The 22,668-nt window shown below is 64.7% G+C and carries 20 protein-coding genes; 13 read left to right on the top strand and 7 right to left on the bottom strand.

Going from position 1 to position 22,668, the window contains the following annotated elements; translation table 11 throughout:
* Window positions 1-4: 4 nt before the first annotated feature.
* The 3 genes from BLS08_RS03035 (at window position 5) to BLS08_RS03025 (ending at window position 4,555) form a co-directional block, all read left to right on the top strand.
* Entirely contained in the window at window positions 5-1,012 is a 1,008-nt protein-coding gene (locus BLS08_RS03035) for an aspartate carbamoyltransferase catalytic subunit (RefSeq protein WP_011920651.1), read from the top strand.
* Window positions 1,012-2,283, top strand: coding sequence for a dihydroorotase (locus tag BLS08_RS03030; protein WP_055984497.1), 1,272 nt, complete (start codon window positions 1,012-1,014; stop codon window positions 2,281-2,283). The genes BLS08_RS03035 and BLS08_RS03030 overlap by 1 nt, the downstream gene beginning before the upstream one ends.
* 364 nt (window positions 2,284-2,647) lie before the next feature.
* Window positions 2,648-4,555: a beta-ketoacyl synthase gene (locus BLS08_RS03025; protein ID WP_090336008.1), complete on the top strand. Its 1,908-nt coding sequence runs from the start codon at window positions 2,648-2,650 to the stop codon at window positions 4,553-4,555.
* 65 nt (window positions 4,556-4,620) lie between these two features.
* Here BLS08_RS03025 and cysQ read toward each other — a convergent pair whose 3' ends face one another.
* Together cysQ and nudE are read right to left on the bottom strand one after the other, a co-directional pair.
* A complete protein-coding gene (cysQ, locus tag BLS08_RS03020) occupies window positions 4,621-5,439 on the bottom strand; it encodes a 3'(2'),5'-bisphosphate nucleotidase CysQ (protein ID WP_090336007.1) in 819 nt (272 codons plus the stop codon).
* The gene (gene nudE, locus BLS08_RS03015) at window positions 5,436-6,002 is read right to left on the bottom strand and encodes an ADP compounds hydrolase NudE (RefSeq protein ID WP_090336005.1); all 567 of its coding nucleotides are present in this window, start codon (window positions 6,000-6,002) and stop codon (window positions 5,436-5,438) included. The genes cysQ and nudE overlap by 4 nt, the downstream gene beginning before the upstream one ends.
* A 266-nt stretch (window positions 6,003-6,268) precedes the next feature.
* Here nudE and yrfG point away from each other — a divergent pair, with 266 nt between their 5' ends.
* Window positions 6,269-6,949 carry a GMP/IMP nucleotidase gene (yrfG, locus tag BLS08_RS03010; RefSeq protein ID WP_055984504.1) on the top strand — a complete coding sequence of 227 codons (681 nt, stop codon included), beginning with the start codon at window positions 6,269-6,271 and terminating at the stop codon, window positions 6,947-6,949.
* A 77-nt stretch (window positions 6,950-7,026) separates the two neighbouring features.
* On the opposite strand, the gene lysM is transcribed toward yrfG, so the two are convergent.
* Window positions 7,027-7,464 carry a peptidoglycan-binding protein LysM gene (gene lysM, locus BLS08_RS03005; RefSeq protein WP_017678421.1) on the bottom strand — a complete coding sequence of 146 codons (438 nt, stop codon included), beginning with the start codon at window positions 7,462-7,464 and terminating at the stop codon, window positions 7,027-7,029.
* A gap of 119 nt (window positions 7,465-7,583) precedes the next feature.
* On the opposite strand from lysM, the gene BLS08_RS03000 reads away from it, so the two are divergent.
* From BLS08_RS03000 to BLS08_RS02965, 8 genes are all read left to right on the top strand, one after another.
* Window positions 7,584-8,471: a LysR family transcriptional regulator gene (locus BLS08_RS03000; protein WP_055984508.1), complete on the top strand. Its 888-nt coding sequence runs from the start codon at window positions 7,584-7,586 to the stop codon at window positions 8,469-8,471.
* Window positions 8,472-8,568: 97 nt separating this feature from the next.
* Window positions 8,569-9,384, top strand: a complete 816-nt coding sequence (gene fdhD, locus BLS08_RS02995) for a formate dehydrogenase accessory sulfurtransferase FdhD (protein WP_003458763.1) — start codon at window positions 8,569-8,571, stop codon at window positions 9,382-9,384.
* Complete coding sequence (locus tag BLS08_RS02990; RefSeq protein ID WP_003458760.1) at window positions 9,381-11,720, top strand: FdhF/YdeP family oxidoreductase; 2,340 nt, start codon at window positions 9,381-9,383, stop codon at window positions 11,718-11,720. Before fdhD ends, BLS08_RS02990 begins: the two co-directional genes overlap by 4 nt.
* Before the next feature lie 115 nt (window positions 11,721-11,835).
* Window positions 11,836-12,246: a YMGG-like glycine zipper-containing protein gene (locus tag BLS08_RS02985; RefSeq protein ID WP_055984511.1), complete on the top strand. Its 411-nt coding sequence runs from the start codon at window positions 11,836-11,838 to the stop codon at window positions 12,244-12,246.
* Window positions 12,247-12,425: 179 nt separating this feature from the next.
* Window positions 12,426-13,565, top strand: a complete 1,140-nt coding sequence (locus BLS08_RS02980) for an MlaE family ABC transporter permease (protein WP_003458757.1) — start codon at window positions 12,426-12,428, stop codon at window positions 13,563-13,565.
* Complete coding sequence (locus BLS08_RS02975; protein ID WP_090336003.1) at window positions 13,562-14,347, top strand: ABC transporter ATP-binding protein; 786 nt, start codon at window positions 13,562-13,564, stop codon at window positions 14,345-14,347. The genes BLS08_RS02980 and BLS08_RS02975 overlap by 4 nt, the downstream gene beginning before the upstream one ends.
* Window positions 14,348-15,265, top strand: a complete 918-nt coding sequence (locus BLS08_RS02970) for an MlaD family protein (RefSeq protein ID WP_090336001.1) — start codon at window positions 14,348-14,350, stop codon at window positions 15,263-15,265.
* On the top strand, window positions 15,262-15,861 hold the full coding sequence (locus BLS08_RS02965; protein ID WP_090336000.1) for an ABC-type transport auxiliary lipoprotein family protein: 600 nt from the start codon (window positions 15,262-15,264) through the stop codon (window positions 15,859-15,861). Before BLS08_RS02970 ends, BLS08_RS02965 begins: the two co-directional genes overlap by 4 nt.
* Window positions 15,862-16,051: 190 nt before the next feature.
* On the opposite strand, the gene BLS08_RS02960 is transcribed toward BLS08_RS02965, so the two are convergent.
* The 3 genes from BLS08_RS02960 to hslO all read right to left on the bottom strand — a co-directional run bounded on the left by BLS08_RS02960 (window position 16,052) and on the right by hslO (window position 21,043).
* Window positions 16,052-17,974, bottom strand: coding sequence for a RecQ family ATP-dependent DNA helicase (locus BLS08_RS02960; protein ID WP_090335998.1), 1,923 nt, complete (start codon window positions 17,972-17,974; stop codon window positions 16,052-16,054).
* A 482-nt stretch (window positions 17,975-18,456) separates the two neighbouring features.
* Window positions 18,457-19,998 (bottom strand): phosphoenolpyruvate carboxykinase, encoded by a 1,542-nt coding sequence (locus tag BLS08_RS02955; protein ID WP_090335997.1) that lies wholly within the window; start codon window positions 19,996-19,998, stop codon window positions 18,457-18,459.
* Between the two features lie 157 nt (window positions 19,999-20,155).
* Entirely contained in the window at window positions 20,156-21,043 is an 888-nt protein-coding gene (gene hslO / locus BLS08_RS02950; protein WP_090335995.1) for an Hsp33 family molecular chaperone HslO, read from the bottom strand.
* A 217-nt stretch (window positions 21,044-21,260) separates the two neighbouring features.
* On the opposite strand from hslO, the gene BLS08_RS02945 reads away from it, so the two are divergent.
* A complete protein-coding gene (locus BLS08_RS02945) occupies window positions 21,261-22,055 on the top strand; it encodes a phosphatase PAP2 family protein (RefSeq protein ID WP_090335993.1) in 795 nt (264 codons plus the stop codon).
* 95 nt (window positions 22,056-22,150) lie between these two features.
* Here the strand turns inward: BLS08_RS02945 and BLS08_RS02940 are convergent, their stop codons facing one another.
* Window positions 22,151-22,579 (bottom strand): RNA-binding S4 domain-containing protein, encoded by a 429-nt coding sequence (locus BLS08_RS02940; RefSeq protein ID WP_090335991.1) that lies wholly within the window; start codon window positions 22,577-22,579, stop codon window positions 22,151-22,153.
* Window positions 22,580-22,668 lie beyond the last annotated feature (89 nt).

Here is a 22,668-nt window from a genome sequence, read left to right as displayed (position 1 = left end):
TGCGATGACGCCACTCGCCGCCAAGCGCCCGCTGCAACTGAATGACCAAGGTCAGTTGCGCCACTTCCTCTCACTCGACGGCCTGCCCCGCGAGCTGTTGACCGAAATCCTCGACACCGCCGACTCCTTCCTCGAAGTCGGCGCGCGGGCCGTGAAGAAAGTCCCGCTGCTGCGCGGCAAGACCGTGTGCAACGTGTTCTTCGAGAACTCCACGCGCACCCGCACCACCTTCGAGCTGGCCGCCCAGCGCCTGTCGGCCGACGTCATCAGCCTCAACGTCTCCACCAGCTCCACCAGCAAGGGCGAGACACTGTTCGACACCCTGCGCAACCTCGAGGCCATGGCCGCCGACATCTTCGTCGTGCGCCATGCCGACTCCGGCGCCGCGCACTTCATCGCCGAGCACGTGTGCCCGAACCTGGCGATCATCAACGGCGGCGACGGTCGTCACGCGCATCCGACCCAGGGCATGCTCGACATGCTCACCATCCGCCGCCACAAGGGCGACTTCGAGAACCTCTCGGTGGCCATAGTCGGCGATATCCTGCACTCGCGGGTGGCGCGCTCGAACATGTTGGCGCTGAAGACCCTGGGCTGCCCGGACATCCGCGTGATCGCGCCAAAGACCCTGCTGCCCATCGGCCTGGAAGAAAGCTACGGCGTGCGCGTGTTCAGCGACGCCAATGAAGGCCTCAAGGACGTCGACGTGGTGATCATGCTGCGCCTGCAACGCGAGCGCATGCAGGGCGGCCTGCTGCCCAGCGAGGGCGAGTTCTACCGCCTGTTCGGCCTCACCGAACAGCGCCTCAAGCTGGCCAAGCCGGATGCCTTGGTGATGCACCCGGGCCCGATCAACCGTGGCGTGGAGATCGAGTCGGCAGTGGCCGACGGCCCGCAGTCGGTGATCCTCAACCAGGTCACCTACGGCATCGCCATCCGCATGGCCGTGCTGTCCATGGCCATGAGCGGGCAGAACGCCCAACGTCAACTCAACGCCGAGGAGGCCAACTGATGCGTACCGCAATCCTCGGCGCCCGCGTGATCGACCCAGCCAGCGGTCTGGATCAGGTCACTGACCTCTATATAGATGGCGGCAAGCTGGTGGCCACTGGTCATGCACCCTCTGGCTTTATCGCCGACCAGACCCTCGACGCCCAGGGCCTGATCGCGGCGCCCGGCCTGGTCGACCTGTCGGTGGCCCTGCGCGAACCCGGCTATAGCCGCAAGGGCAGCATCGCCACGGAAACCCTGGCCGCAGCGGCCGGTGGTGTCACCAGTCTGTGCTGCCCACCGTTCACCAAGCCGGTGCTGGATACCTCGGCGGTGGCCGAGCTGATCCTCGACCGCGCCCGTGAAGCCGGGCACACCAAGGTCTTCCCCATTGGCGCACTGAGCAAGGGCCTGGCCGGCGAGCAGCTCGCAGAACTCGTTGCGCTGCGCGATGCCGGCTGCGTGGCCTTCGGCAATGGCCTGGACAACTTCCGCAGCAGCCGTACCCTGCGTCGCGCGCTGGAATATGCGGCCACCTTCGACCTGCAGGTGATCTTCCATTCGCAGGATGCCGACCTGGCCGAAGGCGGCCTGGCGCATGAGGGCCCGACCGCCAGCTTCCTCGGCCTGGCCGGCATCCCGGAAACCGCCGAAACCGTGGCCCTGGCCCGCGACCTGCTGCTGGTGGAACAGAGCGGCGTGCGCGCGCACTTCAGCCAGATCACCAGCGCCCGCGGCGCCGAACTGATCGCCAACGCTCAGGCGCGCGGCCTGCCGGTGACCGCCGATGTGGCGCTGTACCAACTGATCCTCACCGACGAGGCGCTGATCGACTTCTCCAGCCTCTACCATGTGCAGCCGCCGCTGCGCTCGCGTGCCGACCGCGATGGTCTGCGCGAAGCGGTGAAGGCCGGGGTGATCTCGGCTATCGCCAGCCACCACCAGCCGCACGAGCGCGATGCCAAGCTGGCACCCTTCGCCGCCACCGAGCCGGGCATCAGCAGCGTGCAACTGCTGCTGCCGCTGGCCCTTAGTCTGGTGCAGGACGGCCTGCTGGATCTGCCGACGCTGCTGGCGCGCCTGTCCAGCGGCCCGGCAGCCGCACTGCGTCTGCCGGCCGGCTCGCTGCGCGTCGGCAGCGCTGCCGATATCGTGCTGTTCGATGCGCAGGCTTCGACCGTCGCCGGTGAGCAGTGGTACTCCAAGGGCAGCAACTGCCCGTTCATCGGCCATTGTCTGCCCGGTGCGGTGCGCTACACGCTGGTCGACGGGCATATCAGTTACAAGGGCTGAGCCACCACGGGCCCGCTACCTAGCGGGCTCGCTTTTCGCAGGGCGTACCCGGCTTTGGCTTCCTGAGTCGCTCTACCTCCTGCATCCATGCAGTCGTCGCGAAGCAGTACGCCGCTTTGTGGTGCCGAGTCTGGCTTGAGTCGGCGGACTGTTCGCTTCGCTCCTGAGTCCGCCCTACTCTCCCCGTCCATCCGCGGCACACACCGCACTCGCGACGACATTGGACGAATGAGTGACTCGGCGGTCATGATCCACGTCAGGTTAGGCAGCCGAAATTTTCCAAATGCCACCGCCCTATGACCCCGCTCGCGCCCAGAGGCGCCGGCCTGGCGTCGCGCTGGCCTTGTTCAGGAGCTTTTGATTTATGTCGCGCTTACCTGTGATCGTGGGTTTTGGGGGTTACAACGCAGCCGGGCGCAGCTCCTTCCACCATGGCTTCCGTCGCACCGTGCAGGAGTCGCTGGAACCCCAGGCGCGCCAGGAAACCCTGGCCGGGCTGGCGCAGATGATGAAGCTGGTGCGCGTGGTCGACGGCCAGTACCGCGATCAGGACGGTCAAGCACTCAGTCTGGCGGAGATCGAAAGCCGCTACGCCAAGGAGATTCTGGCCGGCACCCTCGTGCGCCGCCTAGAAAAGCAGCACCTGGATCCGGACGCGGCCCACTGGCAGAAGAGCATCAGCGTCGCCCCCGCCAATGGCGCCAGCCTGAGTTTCATCACCCAGCGCAAGCAATTGCCCGAGCCACTGCCGGCCAACTGGTCGGTCGAAGAGCTCGAAGGCAACGAAGTACGCGTCACCCTGCATGACAGTTGCGAATTCAAGGTCGACAGCTATCGCCCGCTGGCAGTGAAATCCGCCGGCCAGTTGCCCACCGGCTTCGAGCCGAGCGAGCTGTACAATTCGCGCTTCCACCCGCGTGGCCTGGCCATGACCGTGGTCGGCGTCACCGACGCCCTGCGTTCGGTCGGCATCGACTGGCAGCGCATCGTTCAACATGTCGCACCAGACGAAGTCGCCGTGTTCGCCAGCTGCATCATGAGCCAGCTCGACGAGAACGGCTTCGGCGGCATGATGCAGTCGCGCCTCAAGGGGGGCCGCGTCACCGCCAAGCAACTGGCCCTGGGCCTCAACACCATGCCGGCGGACTTCATCAACGCCTACGTGCTCGGCAGCGTCGGCACCACCGGCAGCATCACCGGCGCCTGCGCCACCTTCCTCTACAACCTGCAGAAAGGTATCGAGCAGATCGCCTCGGGCAAGGCGCGTGTGGTCATCGTTGGCAGCAGCGAGGCGCCGATCAACCAGGAGTGCATCGAGGGATACGGCGCCATGGGCGCGCTGGCCACCGAAGAAGGCCTGCGCCAGATCGAGGGCAAGAGCGACGTGGATTTCCGCCGCGCCAGCCGCCCGTTCGGCGACAACTGCGGCTTCACCCTGGCCGAAGCCTGCCAGTTCTTGGTGCTGATGGACGACGAACTGGCCCTGGAGCTGGGTGCCGATATCCACGGCGCCGTGCCGGATGTGTTCATCAACGCCGATGGCTTCAAGAAATCCATCTCCGCCCCCGGCCCGGGCAACTACCTGACCGTGGCCAAGGCCGTGGCCAGCGCCGTGCAACTGCTCGGCCTGGACGCCGTGCGTAGCCGCAGCTTCGTCCACGCCCATGGCTCCAGCACCCCGGCCAACCGCGTCACCGAGTCGGAGATTCTCGACCGCGTCGCGGCTGCCTTCGGTATCGAGCAATGGCCTATCACGGCAGTGAAGGCCTTCGTCGGCCACTCCCTGGCCACCGCCAGCGGCGACCAGGTGATCGCAGCCCTCGGTGCCTTCAAGTACGGCATCGTGCCGGGCCTGAAGACCATCGACGCAGTCGCCGGCGACGTGCATCAGGATCACCTGAGCCTGTCCACCGAAGACCGCAAGGTGGGTGAGCAGGCGCTGGACGTGGCCTTCATCAACTCCAAGGGTTTTGGCGGCAACAACGCCAGCGCCCTGGTGCTGGCACCGCACGTGACCGAGCGCATGCTGCGCAAGCGCCACGGCCAGGCCGCCTTCGACGCCTACCTGGCGCGCCGCGAGAGCACCCGTGCCGCCGCTGCCGCGTACGATCAGCTTGCCCTGCAGGGCAAGTTGGACATCATCTATAACTTCGGCAACGACATGATCGACGACCAGGCGATCTCCATCACCACCGAAGAAGTGAAGGTGCCGGGCTTCGACCAGCCGTTGGTGTTCAAGAAGGACGCGCGCTACAGCGATATGCTCGATTGAGCCTGTCGCGTTCCCGTAGGGCGGGTGCAACCCGCCAATAACGGCGGGTTTCACCCGCCCTACGATTAAAGCGCCCGCGCCAGCTCGATCAACTCTCCACGCCACTCGGCGGCAGCCGGCAAGGCCAGGAACGAGGGGTTGAGGAAGGTTTCGCGCGCCTCGTAGGTCAGCACTTCGCCAGCCAGGTTCAACACCTCGCCACCGGCCCCTTGCAGCACGCCCTGCGCCGCAGCGGTGTCCCATTGCGACGTAGGCGCCAGCCGCGGGTAGCAGTCGGCATTGCCTTCGGCCAGCAGACAGAACTTCAGCGAGCTGCCGATATTGGCCAGCACCGGCTCACCAAAACGGGCGGCCAAACCGGCGAGCAGGGTTTCTTGGGCTGCACTGGAGTGACGCTTGCTGGCCACCAGGGTGAAGCCCTGAGCGGGCGCCAGACGCACACTGATCGACTGCTCCTCACCCGACACGTCGCTGCGCCAGGCGCCCAAACCGGCCCCACCGTAATAGCAGCGCCCGCTGGCGGGAATGCCAACCACGCCGAAGACCACGCGGCCACGCTCGATCAAGGCGACATTGACGGTGAACTCTTCGGAACCGGCGATGAATTCCTTGGTGCCATCGAGCGGATCGACCAGCCACCAGTGCGTCCAGGCGGCGCGCTCGGCCAGCGGGATATCGGCGGCCTCTTCCGACAGCACCGGCACCTCCGGCGCCAGCGCCTGCAGGCCATCAAGCAGGATATGGTGCGCAGCCAGGTCGGCAGCGGTCACCGGCGAGGCATCGGCCTTCTCCGTCACTGCCACACCGCTGCGCCAGTACGGCAGCGTCGCCGCGCCCGCCGCACGAACCAGTTCGATCACCTGAGGAATATGGGGGTGGCTCACAGGCTGAATTCTCCGCGCTGAGTCAGCAGGTCGCGCACCAGATAAAGAGCAGCCAACGCACGGCCTTCGCTGAACTGTTCGTGCTGGGCCAGGCTGGATAGCTCGCGCAGGCTGATGCGGTCGACCCGCATCGGCTCCGGCTCGTCACCGGGCAGGCGCTCCTCGTACAGATTGCGCGCCAGCACCACCTGAATCTTCTGGCTCATGTAACCGGGCGACAGGCTCAGTTCGGTGATGTACTCCAACTCGTGCGCGCCGAAACCGGCCTCTTCCTTGAGCTCGCGGTTGGCTGCCACCAATACGTCCTCACCCGGCTCGATCAGGCCCTTGGGCAGCGACAGCTGGTAGTCATCTGTGCCCCCGCAGTATTCCTCGATCAGCACCGCGTGCTCGGCGTCGAGCATCGCCACCACCATCACCGCGCCATAGCCGACGCCCTTGCCCACCAGACGCTCGTAGGTCCGCTCGACGCCATTGGAAAAACGCAGCTGCAGCTCCTCGACGCGGAACAGACGGCTGCTGGCGACTATTTCACGGGCGAGAACCGTGGGTTTTTGACGCATGGAACGACTCCTTAGCAGGTCGTTGAAAACTACCTGCGTTGGCAATACTGCGTTAAAAACGCCCTCAAAATGCTCATTTACAATCGTAAACTCCGCTTTTTAGGCCGTTTTTGCCTTGTCTTGCCTGCCTCGCCGACGTTTTCAACGGCCTGCTAGCGTGACCTGGCGGGTTATCATACCGCGGCTTTTCCGATTATCCCCGGCGCAGATTGCACGTTCGCGACGCAGGCCGGTAGATTCACGACCTTCGAGCGCAAGACGACCCCATGCCCCCACTGCCCTGGCACCAGATCGACACCGTCCTGCTGGATATGGACGGCACCCTGCTCGACCTGCACTTCGACAACCACTTCTGGCTCACCCACCTGCCGCAGCGCTACGCCGAGCACCATGGCGTCAGCCTGGCGCTGGCCCAGGCCGAGCTGCTGCCGCTGTTTCGCCAGCATGCCGGTACGCTGAACTGGTACTGCACCGACTTCTGGAGCCGCGAGCTGCGGCTGTCGATCCGTGACCTCAAGCGCGAGGTCGCGCACCTGATCGCCCCGCGCGCGGATGCCGAGGTCTTTCTGCGCGCCCTGCGCGAGGCCGGCAAGCGCGTGGTGCTGATCACCAATGCGCACCGCGACTCGCTATCGCTGAAGATGGAACGTGTCGAACTGGCGCCCTGGTTCGAGCGCCTGATCAGCTCTCACGATTATGGCTTCCCCAAGGAAGATCAACAGTTCTGGTTCGCCCTGCGCCAGGACGTCGACTTCGACCCCGCGCGCAGCCTGTTCATCGACGACAGCTTGCCGATCCTGCGCAGCGCCGGCCGGTTCGGTGTCGCCCATCTGCTTGCCGTGCGCCAGCCAGACAGCCAGGCCGGGCCTAAAAATACCGAGGAGTTCGCCGCAGTGGAGGACTACCGGGAGTTGGTACAGGAACTATCTGCGACGTCCTCGTTGTAGGAGCCGGCTTGCCGGCGATCCCGGATGACGATGATCGCCGGCAAGGCCAAGCGCCCCCGCAGCACCTCAGCGCGGGTTTATTCGGGAATGCGCAATACCTGCCCCGGATAGATCTTGTCCGGGTGACTGAGCATCGGCTTGTTGGCCTCGAATATCTTCATGTAGGCATTGGCATTGCCGTATTCAGCCTTGGCAATGGCGCTCAGCGTGTCGCCCTTCTTCACCGTAACGAAGCGCGCTGCGGGGGCGGGCGTGGTCACGCTGATCTGGTCATCGACTTCACCGACACCGGCCACGTTGCCCAGCGCCAGGAGGATCTTTTCCTTCTCTTCCTGGCTGGCCACTTCGCCACGGGCGATGACCTTGTCACCTTCGACACTGACCTCGATGTTCGGGTTGCCCAGGCCAACCTTGGTAACGTGGTCCTTGAGTGATTCGGCGGCCTGCGCCTCCTGCCCCACCAGCGACTCCCAGAGCTTGACCCCGGCGTCTTTGACAAAGGCAAACAGACTCATGGCGATTCCTCTCGTTCCTTGTGAAGGACCGGGCAAAGCCCCCGGAGACCAAAGTCTAGTTCAGGAAACACCCCTGATTAGCATCCGCGCATTAGAATCCGAGCAAACCAGGAGCCCCCATGGACATAAAGCAGCTGAAATTTCTCATCGCCCTCGACGAGACCCGCCACTTCGGTCAGGCCGCCGCCCGCTGCCACGTGACCCAGCCGACGCTGTCCATGCGCCTGCGCCAACTGGAGGACGAACTGGGCCTTGAACTGGTGCGCCGCGGACAACGTTTCGAGGGTTTCAGCGCCGAAGGCGAGCGCATTCTGGCCTGGGCGCGCAGCCTGCTGGCGGCGCAGGATGGCCTGCTTGCCGAGGCAGCCGCCTGCCGTGGCCATCTGGTCGGCACCCTGCGTCTGGGTGTGGTGCCGCTGGCCAGTTTCGACCCGATGCGCCTGATCAGCCTGTTCGCCGAGCGTCACCCCGGGCTGCGCTTCCAGCTGCACGCGCTGAGCAGCGATCAGATTCTGGAGGGACTGGTACGTAATCAGCTCGACCTCGGCCTGTCCTATCTCGACCGACTCGACCGCGAGCACTTCGCCAGCCTGGAACTGGCCGAAGCACGCATGGGCCTGCTCTACGATCAGCGCCACTTCCACTTCGTCAGCAGCAGCCTGCGCTGGGAGCAGTTAGCCAACTTGCCCCTGGGCCTGCTCTCCACCGGCATGCACTTTCGCCAGTCCATCGATCACAGCTTCCGTGCTCGCGGCCTCAGCCCGCAGGTACGCCTGGAGGCCGATGCCGTGCACCACCTGACTCAAGCGGTCAGCGCCGGGCTGTGCTGCAGCGTCATGCCATTACCGGCCGACGGTGCACCGACCGACGGTCATCTGCGCCTGCTACCCATCGAGGACGCTCATACCCTGGCACCTCAGGGCCTGATCATGCGCCGCGGCGCCCCTGCCTCACCGCTCGCGCAAGCCTGTTTCGAAGAGGCACGAGAGTGGCTGGCGAACGCTTGATAGATTTGCTCGATCAACACATCAAAGCCAACGATTAGACGCTCCCCGCCCATGGGCCTAGGCTTAGCTGTGTCAATCTGTCACAGAGCGCGCCTCGATGGCCAAGCCAGCCGCCCAGCCGCACATTGCCAGTGCCTATACCTACGCCGAACTCGGTGACGGTCGCGCGCAGCACGCTGCACTGGCCGAAGAATGTGCCCTGGCGATCAGCTACAACGACCTGAACCAGGCGGTGATGATGGTTTCGCCCCATCACCTGGAAGATTTTGCCGTCGGCTTCAGTTTTGGCAACGACCTGATCAAGTCAATCGACGACATCTATGACATCCAGTTGCGCGGCCTCGGTGACAGCCGCGAAGCCCGCTTGCAGGTCAGCAGCCGTGCCTTCTGGGCGCTCAAGCAGCAACGCCGGCAAATGGCTGGCACCAGTGGTTGTGGCCTGTGCGGTGTGGATGCACTGGAACAGGCGCTACCGGCCCTGACCGCCCTACCCGGCGCAGCATTACCGCCACTTGAACATCTCACCGGACTGCGCGAGCGCATCGGTGAGCAACAACAACTGGCACGCCACAGCGGCGCGCTGCATGCCGCCCTGTTCATCGATGCCAGCGGTGAGATTCGTCTGTGCCGTGAAGACATCGGTCGCCATAACGCCCTGGACAAGCTGATCGGCGCCATCGCCCGCGAACGTATCGACACTCACGGTGGCTTCGCCCTGGTCACCAGTCGCTGCAGCCTGGAACTGCTGCACAAGGCAGTACGTGCCGGCATCGGCACCCTGGTGAGCCTGTCCGCCCCTACCGCCCTGACCGTGGAGTGGGCGCGGCGCCACCGCCTCAACCTGATCCACCTGCCCCATCACAGCACGCCGCGGGTCTACAGCCCCGCGCCTGACGAAGAAGAACGACCATGAGCCTGCAACCCGTCAATCCTCGCTATAAGCCCTACAAAGGCCCAGCCGCTGGCTGGGGTGCACTGAACGCCGTGACCCGCTTCTGGCTGGACAGCAAGCAGCCGTTCAAGAACCTGCGCGCGCTGCTCAAGACCAACCAGAACGGCGGCTTCGACTGCCCCGGCTGCGCCTGGGGCGATTCGCCCGAGGACGGTCACATCAAGTTCTGCGAGAACGGCGCCAAGGCGGTCAACTGGGAAGCCACCAAACGCCGCGTGGACCCGGCCTTTTTTGCCCGCTACACGGTCAGCCAACTGCGCGAGCAGAGCGACTACTGGCTCGAATACCAGGGCCGCCTGACCCACCCAATGCGCTATGACGCCAGCACCGATCGCTACACGAAGACCACCTGGGCCGAAGCCTTCGCCCTGATTGCCAGGCATCTGAAGGCGCTGCCGAGTCCGGATCACGCCGAGTTCTACACCTCCGGCCGGGCCAGCAACGAGGCGGCATACCTCTACCAGTTGTTCGTGCGCGCCTATGGCACCAACAACTTCCCCGACTGCTCGAATATGTGCCACGAGGCCAGCGGCGTCGCCCTCGGCCAAAGCGTGGGCATCGGCAAGGGCAGCGTGACTTTCAACGATTTCGAGCATGCCGACGCCATTTTCGTCCTCGGCCAGAACCCCGGCACCAACCACCCGCGCATGCTCGAACCGCTGCGCGAGGCGGTCAAACGCGGCGCCCAGGTGGTCTGCTTCAACCCACTGAAGGAGCGTGGCCTGGAGCGCTTCCAGCATCCGCAACACGCGCTGGAGATGCTCACCAACGGCTCCGAGCCGCTGAACACCGCGTTCTTCCGTCCGGCCCTGGGCGGCGACATGGCCGCCATGCGCGGCATCGCCAAGTTCCTCCTGCAGTGGGAGCGCGAGGCGCAGGCCAAGGGTGAAGCAGCGGTGTTCGACCATGCCTTCATCGCCGAGCACACCGATGGTGTCGAGGCCTACCTGAAGCTGCTCGACGACTGCAGCTGGGAGGCGCTGCAGGCTCAGTCCGGCCTCAGCCTGCAGGAGATCGAACAGGCGGCGCGCATGTACCGCCGCGCCGAGCGGGTCATCATCTGCTGGGCCATGGGCATCACCCAGCACCACCATTCGGTGGCCACCATCCAGGAAATCGTCAACCTGCAACTGCTGCGCGGCAACCTCGGCCGCCCCGGCGCCGGCCTGTGCCCGGTACGTGGACACAGCAACGTGCAGGGCGACCGCACCATGGGCATCAACGACCGCCCGCCGGTCACGCTGCTAGACGCCCTGGAAAAGCGCTTTCAGTTCAAGGTACCGCGCGAGAATGGCCACAACACCGTCGAGGCGATCAACGCCATGATCGACGGCCAGGCCAAGGTATTCATCGGCCTCGGCGGCAACTTCGCCCAGGCCACGCCGGACAGCCCGCGTACGCACAAGGCGCTGCAGAGCTGCGAGCTCACCGTGCAGATCAGCACCAAGCTCAATCGCAGTCACCTCACCGTCGGCCGCGACGCGCTGATCCTGCCGTGCCTCGGCCGTACCGATATCGACCTGCAGGCCAGCGGCCCGCAGGCGGTGACGGTGGAAGATTCGTTTAGCATGATCCACGCCTCCTACGGTCAGCTCGAACCGCTCTCCGGCAGCGAGATGCGTTCGGAGCCGGCCATCGTCGCCGGGATCGCCAAGGCCACTCTGGGCAACCACCCGGTGGACTGGGGCGCGCTGATCGCCGATTACGACCGCATCCGCGAGCTGATCGCCGACACCATCCCCGGCTTCCAGGATTTCAACCAGCGTGTCGCTCACCCCGGCGGCTTCTACCTCGGCAACTCGGCCGGCGCGCGCCAGTGGAAAACGGCATCCGGCAAGGCCAATTTCAAGGCCAATGCGCTGCTCGACGACCTGCTGCCCCCGCAGGTGCGCGAAAGCGGTGAGACGCCGGATCTGATCCTGCAGACCCTGCGCTCGCACGATCAGTACAACACCACGGTGTACGGCCTCGACGACCGTTATCGCGGCGTGCGCGGGCAGCGCGATGTGCTCTTCGCCAACGAGGCGGACATCCTGCGCCTGGGCTTCAAGCCCGGTCAGAAGGTGGACATCCGCTCGTTGTGGAACGATGGCATCGAACGCCGGGTGAGCAGTTTCACCCTGCTCGCTTTCGATATCCCGGCCGGCCAGGCCGCTGCTTACTTCCCCGAAGCCAATCCGCTGGTGCCGCTGGAAAGCGCCGGCGTCGGCAGCAGCACACCGACCAGCAAGTTCGTCGCCATCCGCCTGCAGGCTGCCAGCGGCGGCAATCTGCTGGGCAGCAGCGCAACCAGCTGACCGGCGGCCAGGAACCTCGTACAGAAATCGCTGGTCAATGGCATAACGCTCGCCATCTGGCGGTTTCTGTTATCGAGGTGTCCATGAAGTCTCTGCAACTCTTCTTTCCCTTGGCCTGACTAGCGGCGGTTTTGCCTTTGCCGGCAATACCGAGGCCGGCCTGGGCGGCGCACTAGGTGGCGCAGTGGGTGCGATGGTTGGTCAGCAGGTCGGTGGCAACACTGGCGCTGCGGTCGGTGCCGGTCTCGGTGGCGCTGCCGGCAGCATGGTCGGCGCGGATCGCCGCAGCCGTACTGAAGCCGCCATTGGCGGCGCGCTGGGCGCAGCCGGTGGCAACGTCGTCGGGCAGCAGGTTGGTGGCAACACCGGCGGCGTGGTCGGTGCGGCAGTCGGTGGCGGCGCCGGTGGCGCACTGGGCAACTACATGGGCAATGCCAGCTATGACGATGACCGTCGCGGCAAGCATCACCGCCACTACCATGGCAAGAAACACAAGAAGCACCACAAGCACTGGCGCCGTCACTGACGGATGCCTGGGGTCTGTTGGCATTTCGACGCAAGCCGTGCGCGAAACGGCAACAGACCCTAGCCCATGCGCTCGTCATCCGAACGTTGGGGTGACCTAGCAGCTTATGCGCCGTGCCGCCGACACAGTCTGAACAGCGCGACTGGCCTGGCAGCCCCTGGCTGCGCTAAGCTGTCGCCATGACCACGCCATACCTGATCCCGCTCCAGACCAGCAGCACGGACGCCGCCAGCGGCCTGCGCATCGGTGGCGACTGGACGCTGGCCCATTACAGCCGACTCGAACCTCAGGTCCTGGCCCTGCGCGAACGCCTGCACGGCCGGGAAAACATCGACCTCGACGAACTGGCCGCACTGGATACCGCCGGCGCTGCGCTGCTGGTGGAACTGCTGGGTTGTGAGCGCCTGCGCCAACTGGCGCAACAGGACAGCCTGAGCGCCGAGCGCCGCGCCTTGCTGCTGGCAGTGGCAGACACCATGGCGGGCACTCAGCAGGTACAGGAACACGCCACACCTTCGGCACTGCGCGAAGTGCTCGGACATATCGGCGAGGCGGTGGAAGGCACCTGGTGCCAAGGCCGGGAACTGCTCGGCTTCATGGGCCTGACCCTGAGCGGCATGCTGACGATCCTGCTGCGCCCGGCGCGCTGGCGCCTGACCTCGCTGACCGCTCATCTGGAACAGTGCGGCCTCAACGCCGTGCCCATCATCGCCCTGTTGACCTTTCTGGTGGGTGCCGTGGTGGCCTTTCTCGGCGCCACCATCCTCGCCGACTTCGGTGCCACCATCTACACGGTGAACCTGGTGGCGTTCTCCTTCCTGCGCGAGTTCGGCGTGCTGCTCACCGCGATTCTCATGGCTGGGCGCACCGCCAGCGCCTTCACCGCACAGATCGGCTCGATGAAGGCCAACGAGGAGATCGACGCCATCCGCACCCTCGGTCTGAGCCCCGTCGAGCTGCTGGTGCTGCCGCGGGTGTTCGCGATGCTCATCGCCCTGCCGATCCTGACCTTCATCGCCATGCTCAGCGGCATGCTCGGCGGCGCGCTGGTCTGTGCACTGAGCCTGGACATCTCGCCGACCATGTATCTGTCGATCCTGCAGGACAGCGACCTGCTGCAGCACTTCCTCGTTGGCCTGCTCAAGGCACCGATCTTCGCTTTCCTGATCGCCCTGATCGGCTGTCTGGAAGGCTTCAAGGTCAGCGGCAGCGCACAATCGGTGGGCGAGCACACCACCTCGGCGGTGGTGCAGTCGATCTTCGTGGTCATCCTACTCGACGCCCTGGCGGCGTTGTTCCTGATGGAGATGGGCTGGTGAGCCAGGAGACCATCATCGAGGTACGCGACCTGTGCAACCAGTTCGGCACACAGGTGGTGCATCAGCATCTGGACTTCGACCTATATCGCGGCGAAATACTTGGCGTGGTAGGCGGCTCGGGGACCGGCAAGTCCGTGCTGCTGCGCAGCATCGTCGGCCTGCGCCAGCCCAATGCCGGCACCGTACGGGTGTTCGGCGAGGAACTGCTGAGCCTGCCGGCCGAGCGGCGCTCGCAACTGGAACGGCGCTTCGGCGTGCTGTACCAGCGCGGCGCTCTGTTCTCCTCGCTGACCGTCAGCGAGAACATCGCCCTGCCGCTGATCGAACACGCCGGCCTGTCGCGCGCGGCAGCCGAACGCCTGGCCAGGGTCAAGATCGCCCTGGCCGGCCTGCCGCAGGACGCCGCCGACAAATACCCCAGTTCGCTGTCCGGCGGCATGGTCAAGCGCGCCGCCCTGGCCCGCGCCCTGGCACTGGACCCGGACATCCTGTTTCTCGACGAGCCCACCGCCGGCCTCGACCCGATTGGCGCGGCGGCCTTCGACCAGTTGATCCGCACCCTCAGCGACAGCCTGGGTCTGAGTGTATTTCTGGTCACTCACGACCTGGACACGCTCTACAGCATCTGCGACCGGGTCGCGGTGCTGGCACAGAAGAAGGTGCTGGTGGCCGACCGCCTGGACGTGGTGGCCGCCACCGACGACGCCTGGATTCAGCAATATTTTCACGGCCCGCGCGGACGCGCGGCTGCACAGGCCGCCACCGCGGCAGGGAGTCAATGAATGGAACCCAGAGCCCATCACGTGCTGATCGGCCTGTTCACCGTGCTCACGGTGGGCGCCGCGCTGCTGTTCGCCCTGTGGCTGAACAAGGCCGGGGCCGATCGCGCCTTCACCGATTACGAGGTGATCTTCAACGAGGCGGTCAGCGGCCTGTCGCAGGGCAGCGCGGTGCAGTACAGCGGGATCAAGGTCGGTGACGTGATCAGCCTCGGCCTCGACCCGGACGACCCGCGCACGGTGCGCGCGCGCATCCGCATCGTCGGCCATACACCGATCAAGCAGGATACCCGCGCGCGTCTGTCGATCACCGGCATCACCGGCCTGGCGGTGATCCAGCTGTACAGCGGCAGCCCGGAAAGCCCGCCACTGGAAGGCAAGGATGGCCAGCCAGGCATCATCATCTCCGACCGTTCGCCACTGTCCCGGCTGATGGCCAATGGCGAGGACCTGGTGGTCAATATCACCCGCCTGCTCAACCGCGCCAACCGCATGCTTTCGCGCGAGAATGCCGAGCGCGTCTCGCGCACCCTGGAGAATCTGGAGCAGGCCACCGCCGGCCTGGCCGAGCAACGCGGCGAGCTGAGCGAAGCCCTGCAACAGGCTGGCGCTGCCACCCGCGAGGCGGCCGAACTGATGCGCACCGCCAACCGCCTGCTCGACGGCCAGGGCAGTCAGGCGCTGGACAATGCCGAGCGTCTGATGGCCTCGCTGGAACGCAGCAGCCGCAGCATCGAGCAGTTGCTGGAAAGCAATCGCAGTGCGCTGGACAGCGGCATGCAGGGCCTCGGCGAGCTGGGCCCGGCGATTGGCGAACTGCGCGATACACTCGGCGCCCTGCGCAGCTTCTCCCGCCGCCTGGAGCAGGACCCCACCGGCTACCTGCTGCGCAACGACAGCATCAAGGAGTTCCAACCATGAAGCGTCTGTCCCTGCTGCTGGCCGCTGGCCTGCTCAGCGCCTGCTCGATCCTGCCGCAGAGCGAACCATTGGATATCTACCTGCTGCCAGGCGCCGCGCTGCCGGCGCAAACTCAGCGCGTCGACTGGTCGTTGCGGGTCAACAGCCCGGTCAGCAACCAGCTGCTCGACGGCACGCGCATCGTCGTGCTGCCTGAGCCCGGTCGGGTCAACACCTACCAGGGCGTACGCTGGAGCGAACGCACGCCGCAGCTGCTGCGTGGCCGCCTGCTGGACGCCTTTCACGATGACGGTCGAGTTCAGGCATTGAGCAACGAAGAGCAGCGCCTGCAGGCCGATCTGGAGCTGGTCAGCGACCTGCGCAGCTTCCACAGTCAGTATCGCGACGGCCGCCCCGAGGCGCTGATCCAGCTCGACGTGCGCCTGGTCGATGCCCGTGATCAGCGCATCCTCGCCAGCCGCCGCTTCAGCGTCAGCCAGTCGGCGAGCGATACGTCGATTGCTGCAGTAGTGAAAGCCTTCGGCCAGGCTGGCGATCAATTGTCCCGCGAGCTGGTGGACTGGACGCTGGCCGAAGGGCAACGCGCTAACCCGTAGGGTGCGCCGCGCGCACCGAATCCCGAGCGCCGATGGTGCACACAAGCTGGCCAGGTAGCCCGGATGCAATCCGGGGCATCGCGACCCGTATTCCCCGGATTGCATCCGGGCTATGGGACTTACCTTTGTAGGAGCGAGCTCTGCTCGCGAAGCCCTTTGCCGCAGCAATATTCGCGAGCAGAGCTCGCTCCTACAGGCCCGTCAACCAATCGCGCACCTCGGCGTAGGGGTACTCTTCCAGCGCAGCGAAGCCAGCCAACTGACGCGCCTTGAGCTTGGTGAACAAGGGCGTGGTCACGCCGCAGAGAAAGCGCGTCAGGCACTCTTGGCTCGGCCTGCAGCCGGCATGCTGCAGGTGCTTCTCGATGAAGGCGGCGCACAGCGCCTGGGCATCGCGACCATTCAATGACGGCAGCTCGGGCGGTTGCGGCAAGCTGGCTACGCGGCCCTGACACACAGAACAATGCCCGCAGCGCTCGGGCGCGTGCTCGTCGCCGAAGTACAGCGCCAGGCGCCGGCTCAGGCACTCGCGGCTCTCGAACAAACCGAGCATGGCCTGGATACGGGCGATTTCGCTGGCCTCGTGGGCGCGGAAGTGCGCGTACAGATCGGCCGCCAATGCTTCGACCTCGAAGTCGCCATCGAGTACGGCGTAGACCTCGGTCATCTGCTTGCTTTCCAGCTCCAGCCAGCCCTTTTCCTGGAAGTAGTCCAGTGCCTTGACCACCCGCGCGCGCTCGGCGCCATGGTCGCGATACAGCAGGTCGAAATCCAGGGTGCTCCAGGTGCGGGCGCGGCGCGAACTGGCCAGAATGGCCTCGACGAACTGGCGCCGCTCGCCCTCGAACTGCGCCAGCAGGGCCTCGTCCTCCAGCAGCAGCTTGAAGCGATACTCGGCGAAGTAGGCATAGCGCGGCGCGATGATGCCGCGTAGCTCGAGCTGCACCAGCAGGGTCTTGAGCGGCAGCGCACGGATATTGCTCAGCTCCGACAACTGGCCCAGCATCAGCTCCCACTGCCCGCCCGTGCCGACCGCCCGCAGGTCATCGAGCACGGCACGAATCCCGTCGAGTTCCGGCGTATCGCCATAGACGAAGTTTTCCAACACGCTGAGGCCGTCGCGGCTGGCCAGCACCAGGCAGTCCGAAGCCTGACCATCACGACCGGCGCGACCGATCTCCTGGCTGTAGTTTTCCACCGACTTGGGCAGGTCGAAGTGCACCACGTTGCGGATATCGCGTTTGTCGATGCCCATGCCGAAGGCGATGGTGGCGACGATGCATTCCAGCTCGCCAGCCATGAAACGCCGCTGGATCGACTCGCGTGCCTCATGCGCCATACCCGCGTGGTAGGCGCTGACCGCCAGGCCGTCTCGCGCCAGGCGCTCGGCGACCTGCTCGGCGGTCTTCTGCTGGGTGACATAGACGATACTGGCCTGACCGCGCCGCGGCGCCAGCCATTGCTGCAGGCGCTGCGCCTTGGCGGAGCCTGCCACCGGCTCGACCAGCAGATTGAGGTTGGGCCGGTAGAAACCAGTGGTGACCACGTCCGCCTCGGCGATGGCGAATTTCTCGCGCATGTCGGCAATCACCTTGGGCGTGGCCGTGGCAGTGAGCAACAACACTTGAGCGATGCCGAACTGACGCTGATAGTCGGGCAGCTTGAGGTAGTCGGGGCGGAAGTTGTGGCCCCACTCGGAAATGCAGTGCGCCTCGTCGACCACCAACAGCGAGATCGGTACCTGAGCGATGAAATTGCGAAAGCGCTCGTTCTTCAGGCGCTCCACCGAGATCATCAGGATCTTCAGCTCACCGCTGCGCGCGCGATTCATCACCTCGGCAGTCTGCTCGCGGCTCTGCGCCGAATCGATGCTGGCCGCGGCAATGCCATGGGCATGCAGGAAGGCCAGCTGGTCCTGCATCAGCGCCAGCAAAGGCGAGATCACCAGGGTCAGGTGCGGCAGATGCAGGGCCGGCAACTGGTAGCACAACGACTTGCCCGATCCGGTGGGAAAGATCGCCGCCGCCGAACGGCCGGCGAGCACGGCACTGATCACCGTTTCCTGGCCAGGACGCAGGTGATCGAAACCAAAGACACGCTTGAGGGTGGACATGCGCTGTCACTCCATTGACCGCTGAATGGTCCCTGACCATAACGCGGTTCGGTAGGGCGCGCCATGCGCAGCGACGTATTGCAGTGCGTAGGGCGGGCTCAGAGGGTGTTTACAAGATAGGCGAACGCAGGCAAGACAAGGCGAAAACGATCGAAAAAGCGGAGTTTGCGTGCTGTAAATGAGCATTTTGAGATCGTTTTCAACGCAGTATTGCCAAGTACAGCCATTTTGTAGACACCCTCTCAGGAGCGCCAGCGAACAGCCCGCCGGATCATGCCAGGCTCGGCCTCGCAACCTGCACCTAGCGCAGCAATGGCGTACTGCCTTCGGCGAGTACGCCCTACTCCGCGGCGTGCATCCTAGTAGGGCGGGTGAAACCCGCCACGCTGGCCACGGCGGGCCTCACCCGCCCTACGCTGTACGCAGCCTCCAACAACGACAAAGCCGCCCGAAGGCGGCTTTGTCAGAGAGCGCGGGTCAGCTTACAGCTGCGGGCCGGCGTTCTTGATCGCTTCGCTGACATCGAACTTCTGGAAGTTGTCGATGAACAGCTTGGCCAGGCCCTTGGCGGCTTCGTCGTAGGCGTTCTTGTCTGCCCAGGTGTTGCGCGGGTTGAGCAGGTTGGTTTCGACGCCCGGCACCGACTTCGGCACATCCAGGTTGATGATCGGCAGGTGCTCGGTCTCGGCACCGATCAGCGCACCGCTCTGGATGGCGGCAATCACACCACGGGTAGTGGGGATGTTGAAACGCTTGCCGACGCCATAGCCACCGCCAGTCCAGCCGGTGTTGACCAGGTAGACCCTGGAGCCGAAAGCGTTGATGCGCTTGATCAGCAGCTCGGCGTAGACGCCGGCCGGACGCGGGAAGAACGGCGCGCCGAAGCAGGTGGAGAAGGTCGACTTGATACCGCCGCCCGAGCCCATTTCGGTGGAACCGACCAGCGCGGTGTAGCCGGACAGGAAGTGGTAGGCCGCCTGCTCGTTATTGAGGATCGACACCGGCGGCAGTACGCCGGTCAGGTCGCAGGTCAGGAAGATCACGGCATTCGGCTCGCCGCCCAGGTTCTTCTCGCTGCGCTTCTCGACGTACTCCAGCGGATAGGCCGCGCGGCTGTTCTGGGTCAGGCTGTCGTCGGCGTAGTCCGGCACGCGGTTTTCGTCGAGCACGACGTTTTCCAGCACGGTGCCGAACTGGATGGCTTTCCAGATCACCGGCTCGTTCTTCTCGGACAGGTCGATGCACTTGGCGTAGCAACCGCCTTCGACATTGAACACCACGCCTTCGCCCCAACCGTGCTCGTCGTCACCGATCAGGTAACGCGACTCGTCGGCGGACAGGGTGGTCTTGCCGGTGCCGGACAGACCGAAGAACAGGGTGACGTCGCCTTCTTCGCCAATGTTGGCGGCGCAGTGCATCGGCAGCACGTCTTTTTCCGGCAGCAGGAAGTTCTGCACGGAGAACATGGCTTTCTTCATTTCACCGGCGTAACGCATGCCGGCGATCAGCACTTTCTTGGCGGCGAAGTTGATGATCACGCAGCCATCGGAGTTGGTGCCGTCACGCTCAGGCACGCACTCGAAGTTGGCGACGTTGAGGATCTGCCACTCGGCCTTGCCAGCCTGGTTGTAGGTGGTCGGGTTGATGAACAGCTGACGGCCGAACAGGTTCTGCCAGGCGGTCGCGGTGGTCATCTTCACCGGCAGGTAGTGCTCTTCGGCAGAACCTACGTGAACGTGGGAGACGAAGTGCTCCTGGGCGTTGTTGAACGCCACGACGCGATCCCACAGGGCGTCGAACTTGTCGGCCGGGAACGGACGGTTGATGGCGCCCCAGGCGATCTGCGCCTCGGTGCTCGGCTCCTGAACGATGAAGCGGTCGGCCGGCGAGCGGCCAGTGCGATGACCGGTACGTACGACCAGCGCGCCGTTGGCGGCCAGTTCCCCTTCACCACGGCGAATGGCTTCTTCGACCAGTTGCGCGGCGCTGATGTCGGTGTACACGGCGTTGTTGGCTTGCGTCATGAGGGTCCCCGTCGGCCGCTGGCCGAGTCTTCCGAACGTTGTGTAGCACAGGGGCAACTGCACTACACGGTAAAAAAGTCGCGGGAGTATGCCAGAAAAGCGAACTGCTTGGCAGCCTCCGATCTGATAGAGAACGGCTATCGTTCAGAAAAGTTCATCAATGCCGTGTATGCGACGGCGCCTCGCTACCAGCACCAGCGAACAGCTGGGCGATATCGGCAGCGTCGAAGGCATAACGCTCGTTGCAGAACTGGCAATCGATCACCACGCTGCCACCCTGCTCGGCCAGCAACAGTTCGGCATCGGCCTGGCCGAGGCTGGCCAGGGCGCTGGCCGAACGCTCGCGCGAGCAGCTGCAACGGAACTGCAGCGGCTGCTCGTCGAACAGGCGCACATTCTCTTCGTGGTAGAGGCGATGCAGCAGGGTCGGATTGTCCAGACCGAGCAGCTCTTCGGCGGTCAGGGTATCGGCCAAGGTCAGCACGTGGTTCCAGCTTTCCTGGCGCGCCTCGGGCTCAGTCTGATGATGCGCTGGCAACTGTTGCAGCAACAGGCCGCGCGCACGCTGGCCGTCGGCCTTGAGCCAGAAACGGGTCGGCAGCTGTTCGGAGCTGGCGAAATAGTTGGACAGGCACTCGGCCAGGTCGACGCCTTCAAGCTCGACGATGCCCTGGTAGCGCTGGCCCCGGGTCGGATCGATGGTGATGGCCAGCACGCCATTGGGCATCAGGCTTTGCAGATCGGCATCGGCGCCGATCTGCTCGGCTTCATAGCGGGCGATACCGCGCAGTTCACGGGCGCTGGAGCATTCCACCATCAGCAGTGACAGCGGGCCTTCCGAACGGGCCTGCAGCACCAGCAGACCATCGAACTTGAGGGTACCGACCAGCAGGGCGGCGGCGGCCATCATCTCGCCGAGCAGTTGCGCCACTGGCTGCGGGTAGGCGTGCTTGGCCAGCACATGAGCGTAACTTTCGCGCAACGCGACCATTTCGCCCCGCACGTCGGTGTCGTCGAAGAGAAAGCGTTGACTGAAGTCGTTCATGGCGGCTGGCCCAGGGTCTGTAAAAAGGCTGGCGATTTTATGCACAAACGCCATCACATCCAAGGCCCGACCGTCATGTGCACCTGCTCACACAGCAAGAGCCAGCCCCTGAACCTCGACTGAACGGCCGCACTGCTGCCCTTGTACTGCCGCCAGCACTGCCTATCATCCGCGCGCCTTGGGTAAGGCTTGTCACATATTTGCAGAGGGATCTTCCATGTCGAGCACGTTCATCAATCGTCACTGGCAGCCACGCGCCATGCTGGTCTGCCATGTCGCAGCTATCGTGCTGCTCGTCAGTTGGCTGTGGCAGCCCACTCGCGAGTTGTGGGACGCCTTCGACCTGTGGCTGTTCACGCTGCTCAACGATCCAGTACATGCGGGCGGCCTGTGGGCACACGTCTGGGCCATCGGCAGCATGCGCCCAGTGGATGCGGGTGTCGGGGTGGTGATGCTGGCAGTGATGCTCAAGGCCGATCTGATCTTCACCGGTGCCCAGGTGCGTCGGGCCCTGTTCGCCTTTCTCATTGCTCTGACAGTCATGCTGCTGATGCGCGTACTGTTCGCCGATCTGGTCGAATACATGGGTTGGCAGCATGCCAGTCCGTCGCTGGTGGTAGAAGGCAGCGCACGTCTGACCGAGATGTTCCCGGCTTGGGAAGAGCGCTGGGACCTGAAGGACAGCGCCAGCCGCAGCTTCCCCGGTGACCACGCCTCGGTGCTGCTGATCTGGGCCTACTTCATGACGTTCTTCGCCCGCAGCTGGCGCCTGCTGCTGGTCTGGGCGATTACCGTGATCGGCATCCTGCCGCGCCTGGTGGCCGGTGCCCACTGGGGGGCGGATGCCTTCGTCGGCGGCGTATTCCTCAGCCTGCTGGCCCTGGCCTGGAGCTGCTACACCCCGCTGGGTTATCGCGCCAGCGAATGGCTGGAGAAGATTACCCTGCCTATTACCTCGCGCCTGGCCAATCTGCCTCTGCTGGGCCGCATGAGCATCGTCAGCGGGCGCTGAACCGGGTAGCCCGGATGCAATCCGGGAGGGTCGATATGATTCCCCGGATTTCATCCGGGCTACAAACAACGCGACTCGCTCCCACAGGCTTGCGCCTAATCCTCATCCGCCCAGGGGTGGCGCAGACCACCTGCCTGCTGTTCGTTGAACTGATGGATCTGCCGGCGCTGCTTCTTGCTCGGCCGACCATCGGTCTGCATACCCACGGCGCCAGCCTTGCGCATCGCCGCAGCCTGCTCGCGGCGAGCGATACTTTCTTCCGTCTCGCGATACAGCAGTTGCGCCTCGGGCGCGCCGCGGCGGACGCAGGATAGCGCCAACACGACCACGGTGCGTTCATCGAAACCGGTGCGCAGCACGTATTCGTCGCCGATCTTCGGTTCCTTGCCCGGCTTGCAGCGCTCGCCACGATGATGGACCTTGCCTCCTTCTATAGCCGCCTTGCACAGGGCACGTGTCTTGAAGAAGCGTGCCGCCCACAGCCATTTGTCCAGGCGGATCTTGTCGTCGTCTTTTTCGCTCATCTCACTCTCTGAAGGGTTCAGGTATTCGCACGCACGGCAGATGCAGTTGTCACACGACACAACTAGAATGCGCGAAATCATAGGCTTTG

The sequence above is a fragment of the Ectopseudomonas chengduensis genome (genome assembly GCF_900102635.1).
GTDB lineage: Bacteria > Pseudomonadota > Gammaproteobacteria > Pseudomonadales > Pseudomonadaceae > Aquipseudomonas > Aquipseudomonas chengduensis.
Note: the sequence above shows the minus strand (reverse complement) of the source record. Positions and strands in the feature narration are given on the sequence as shown.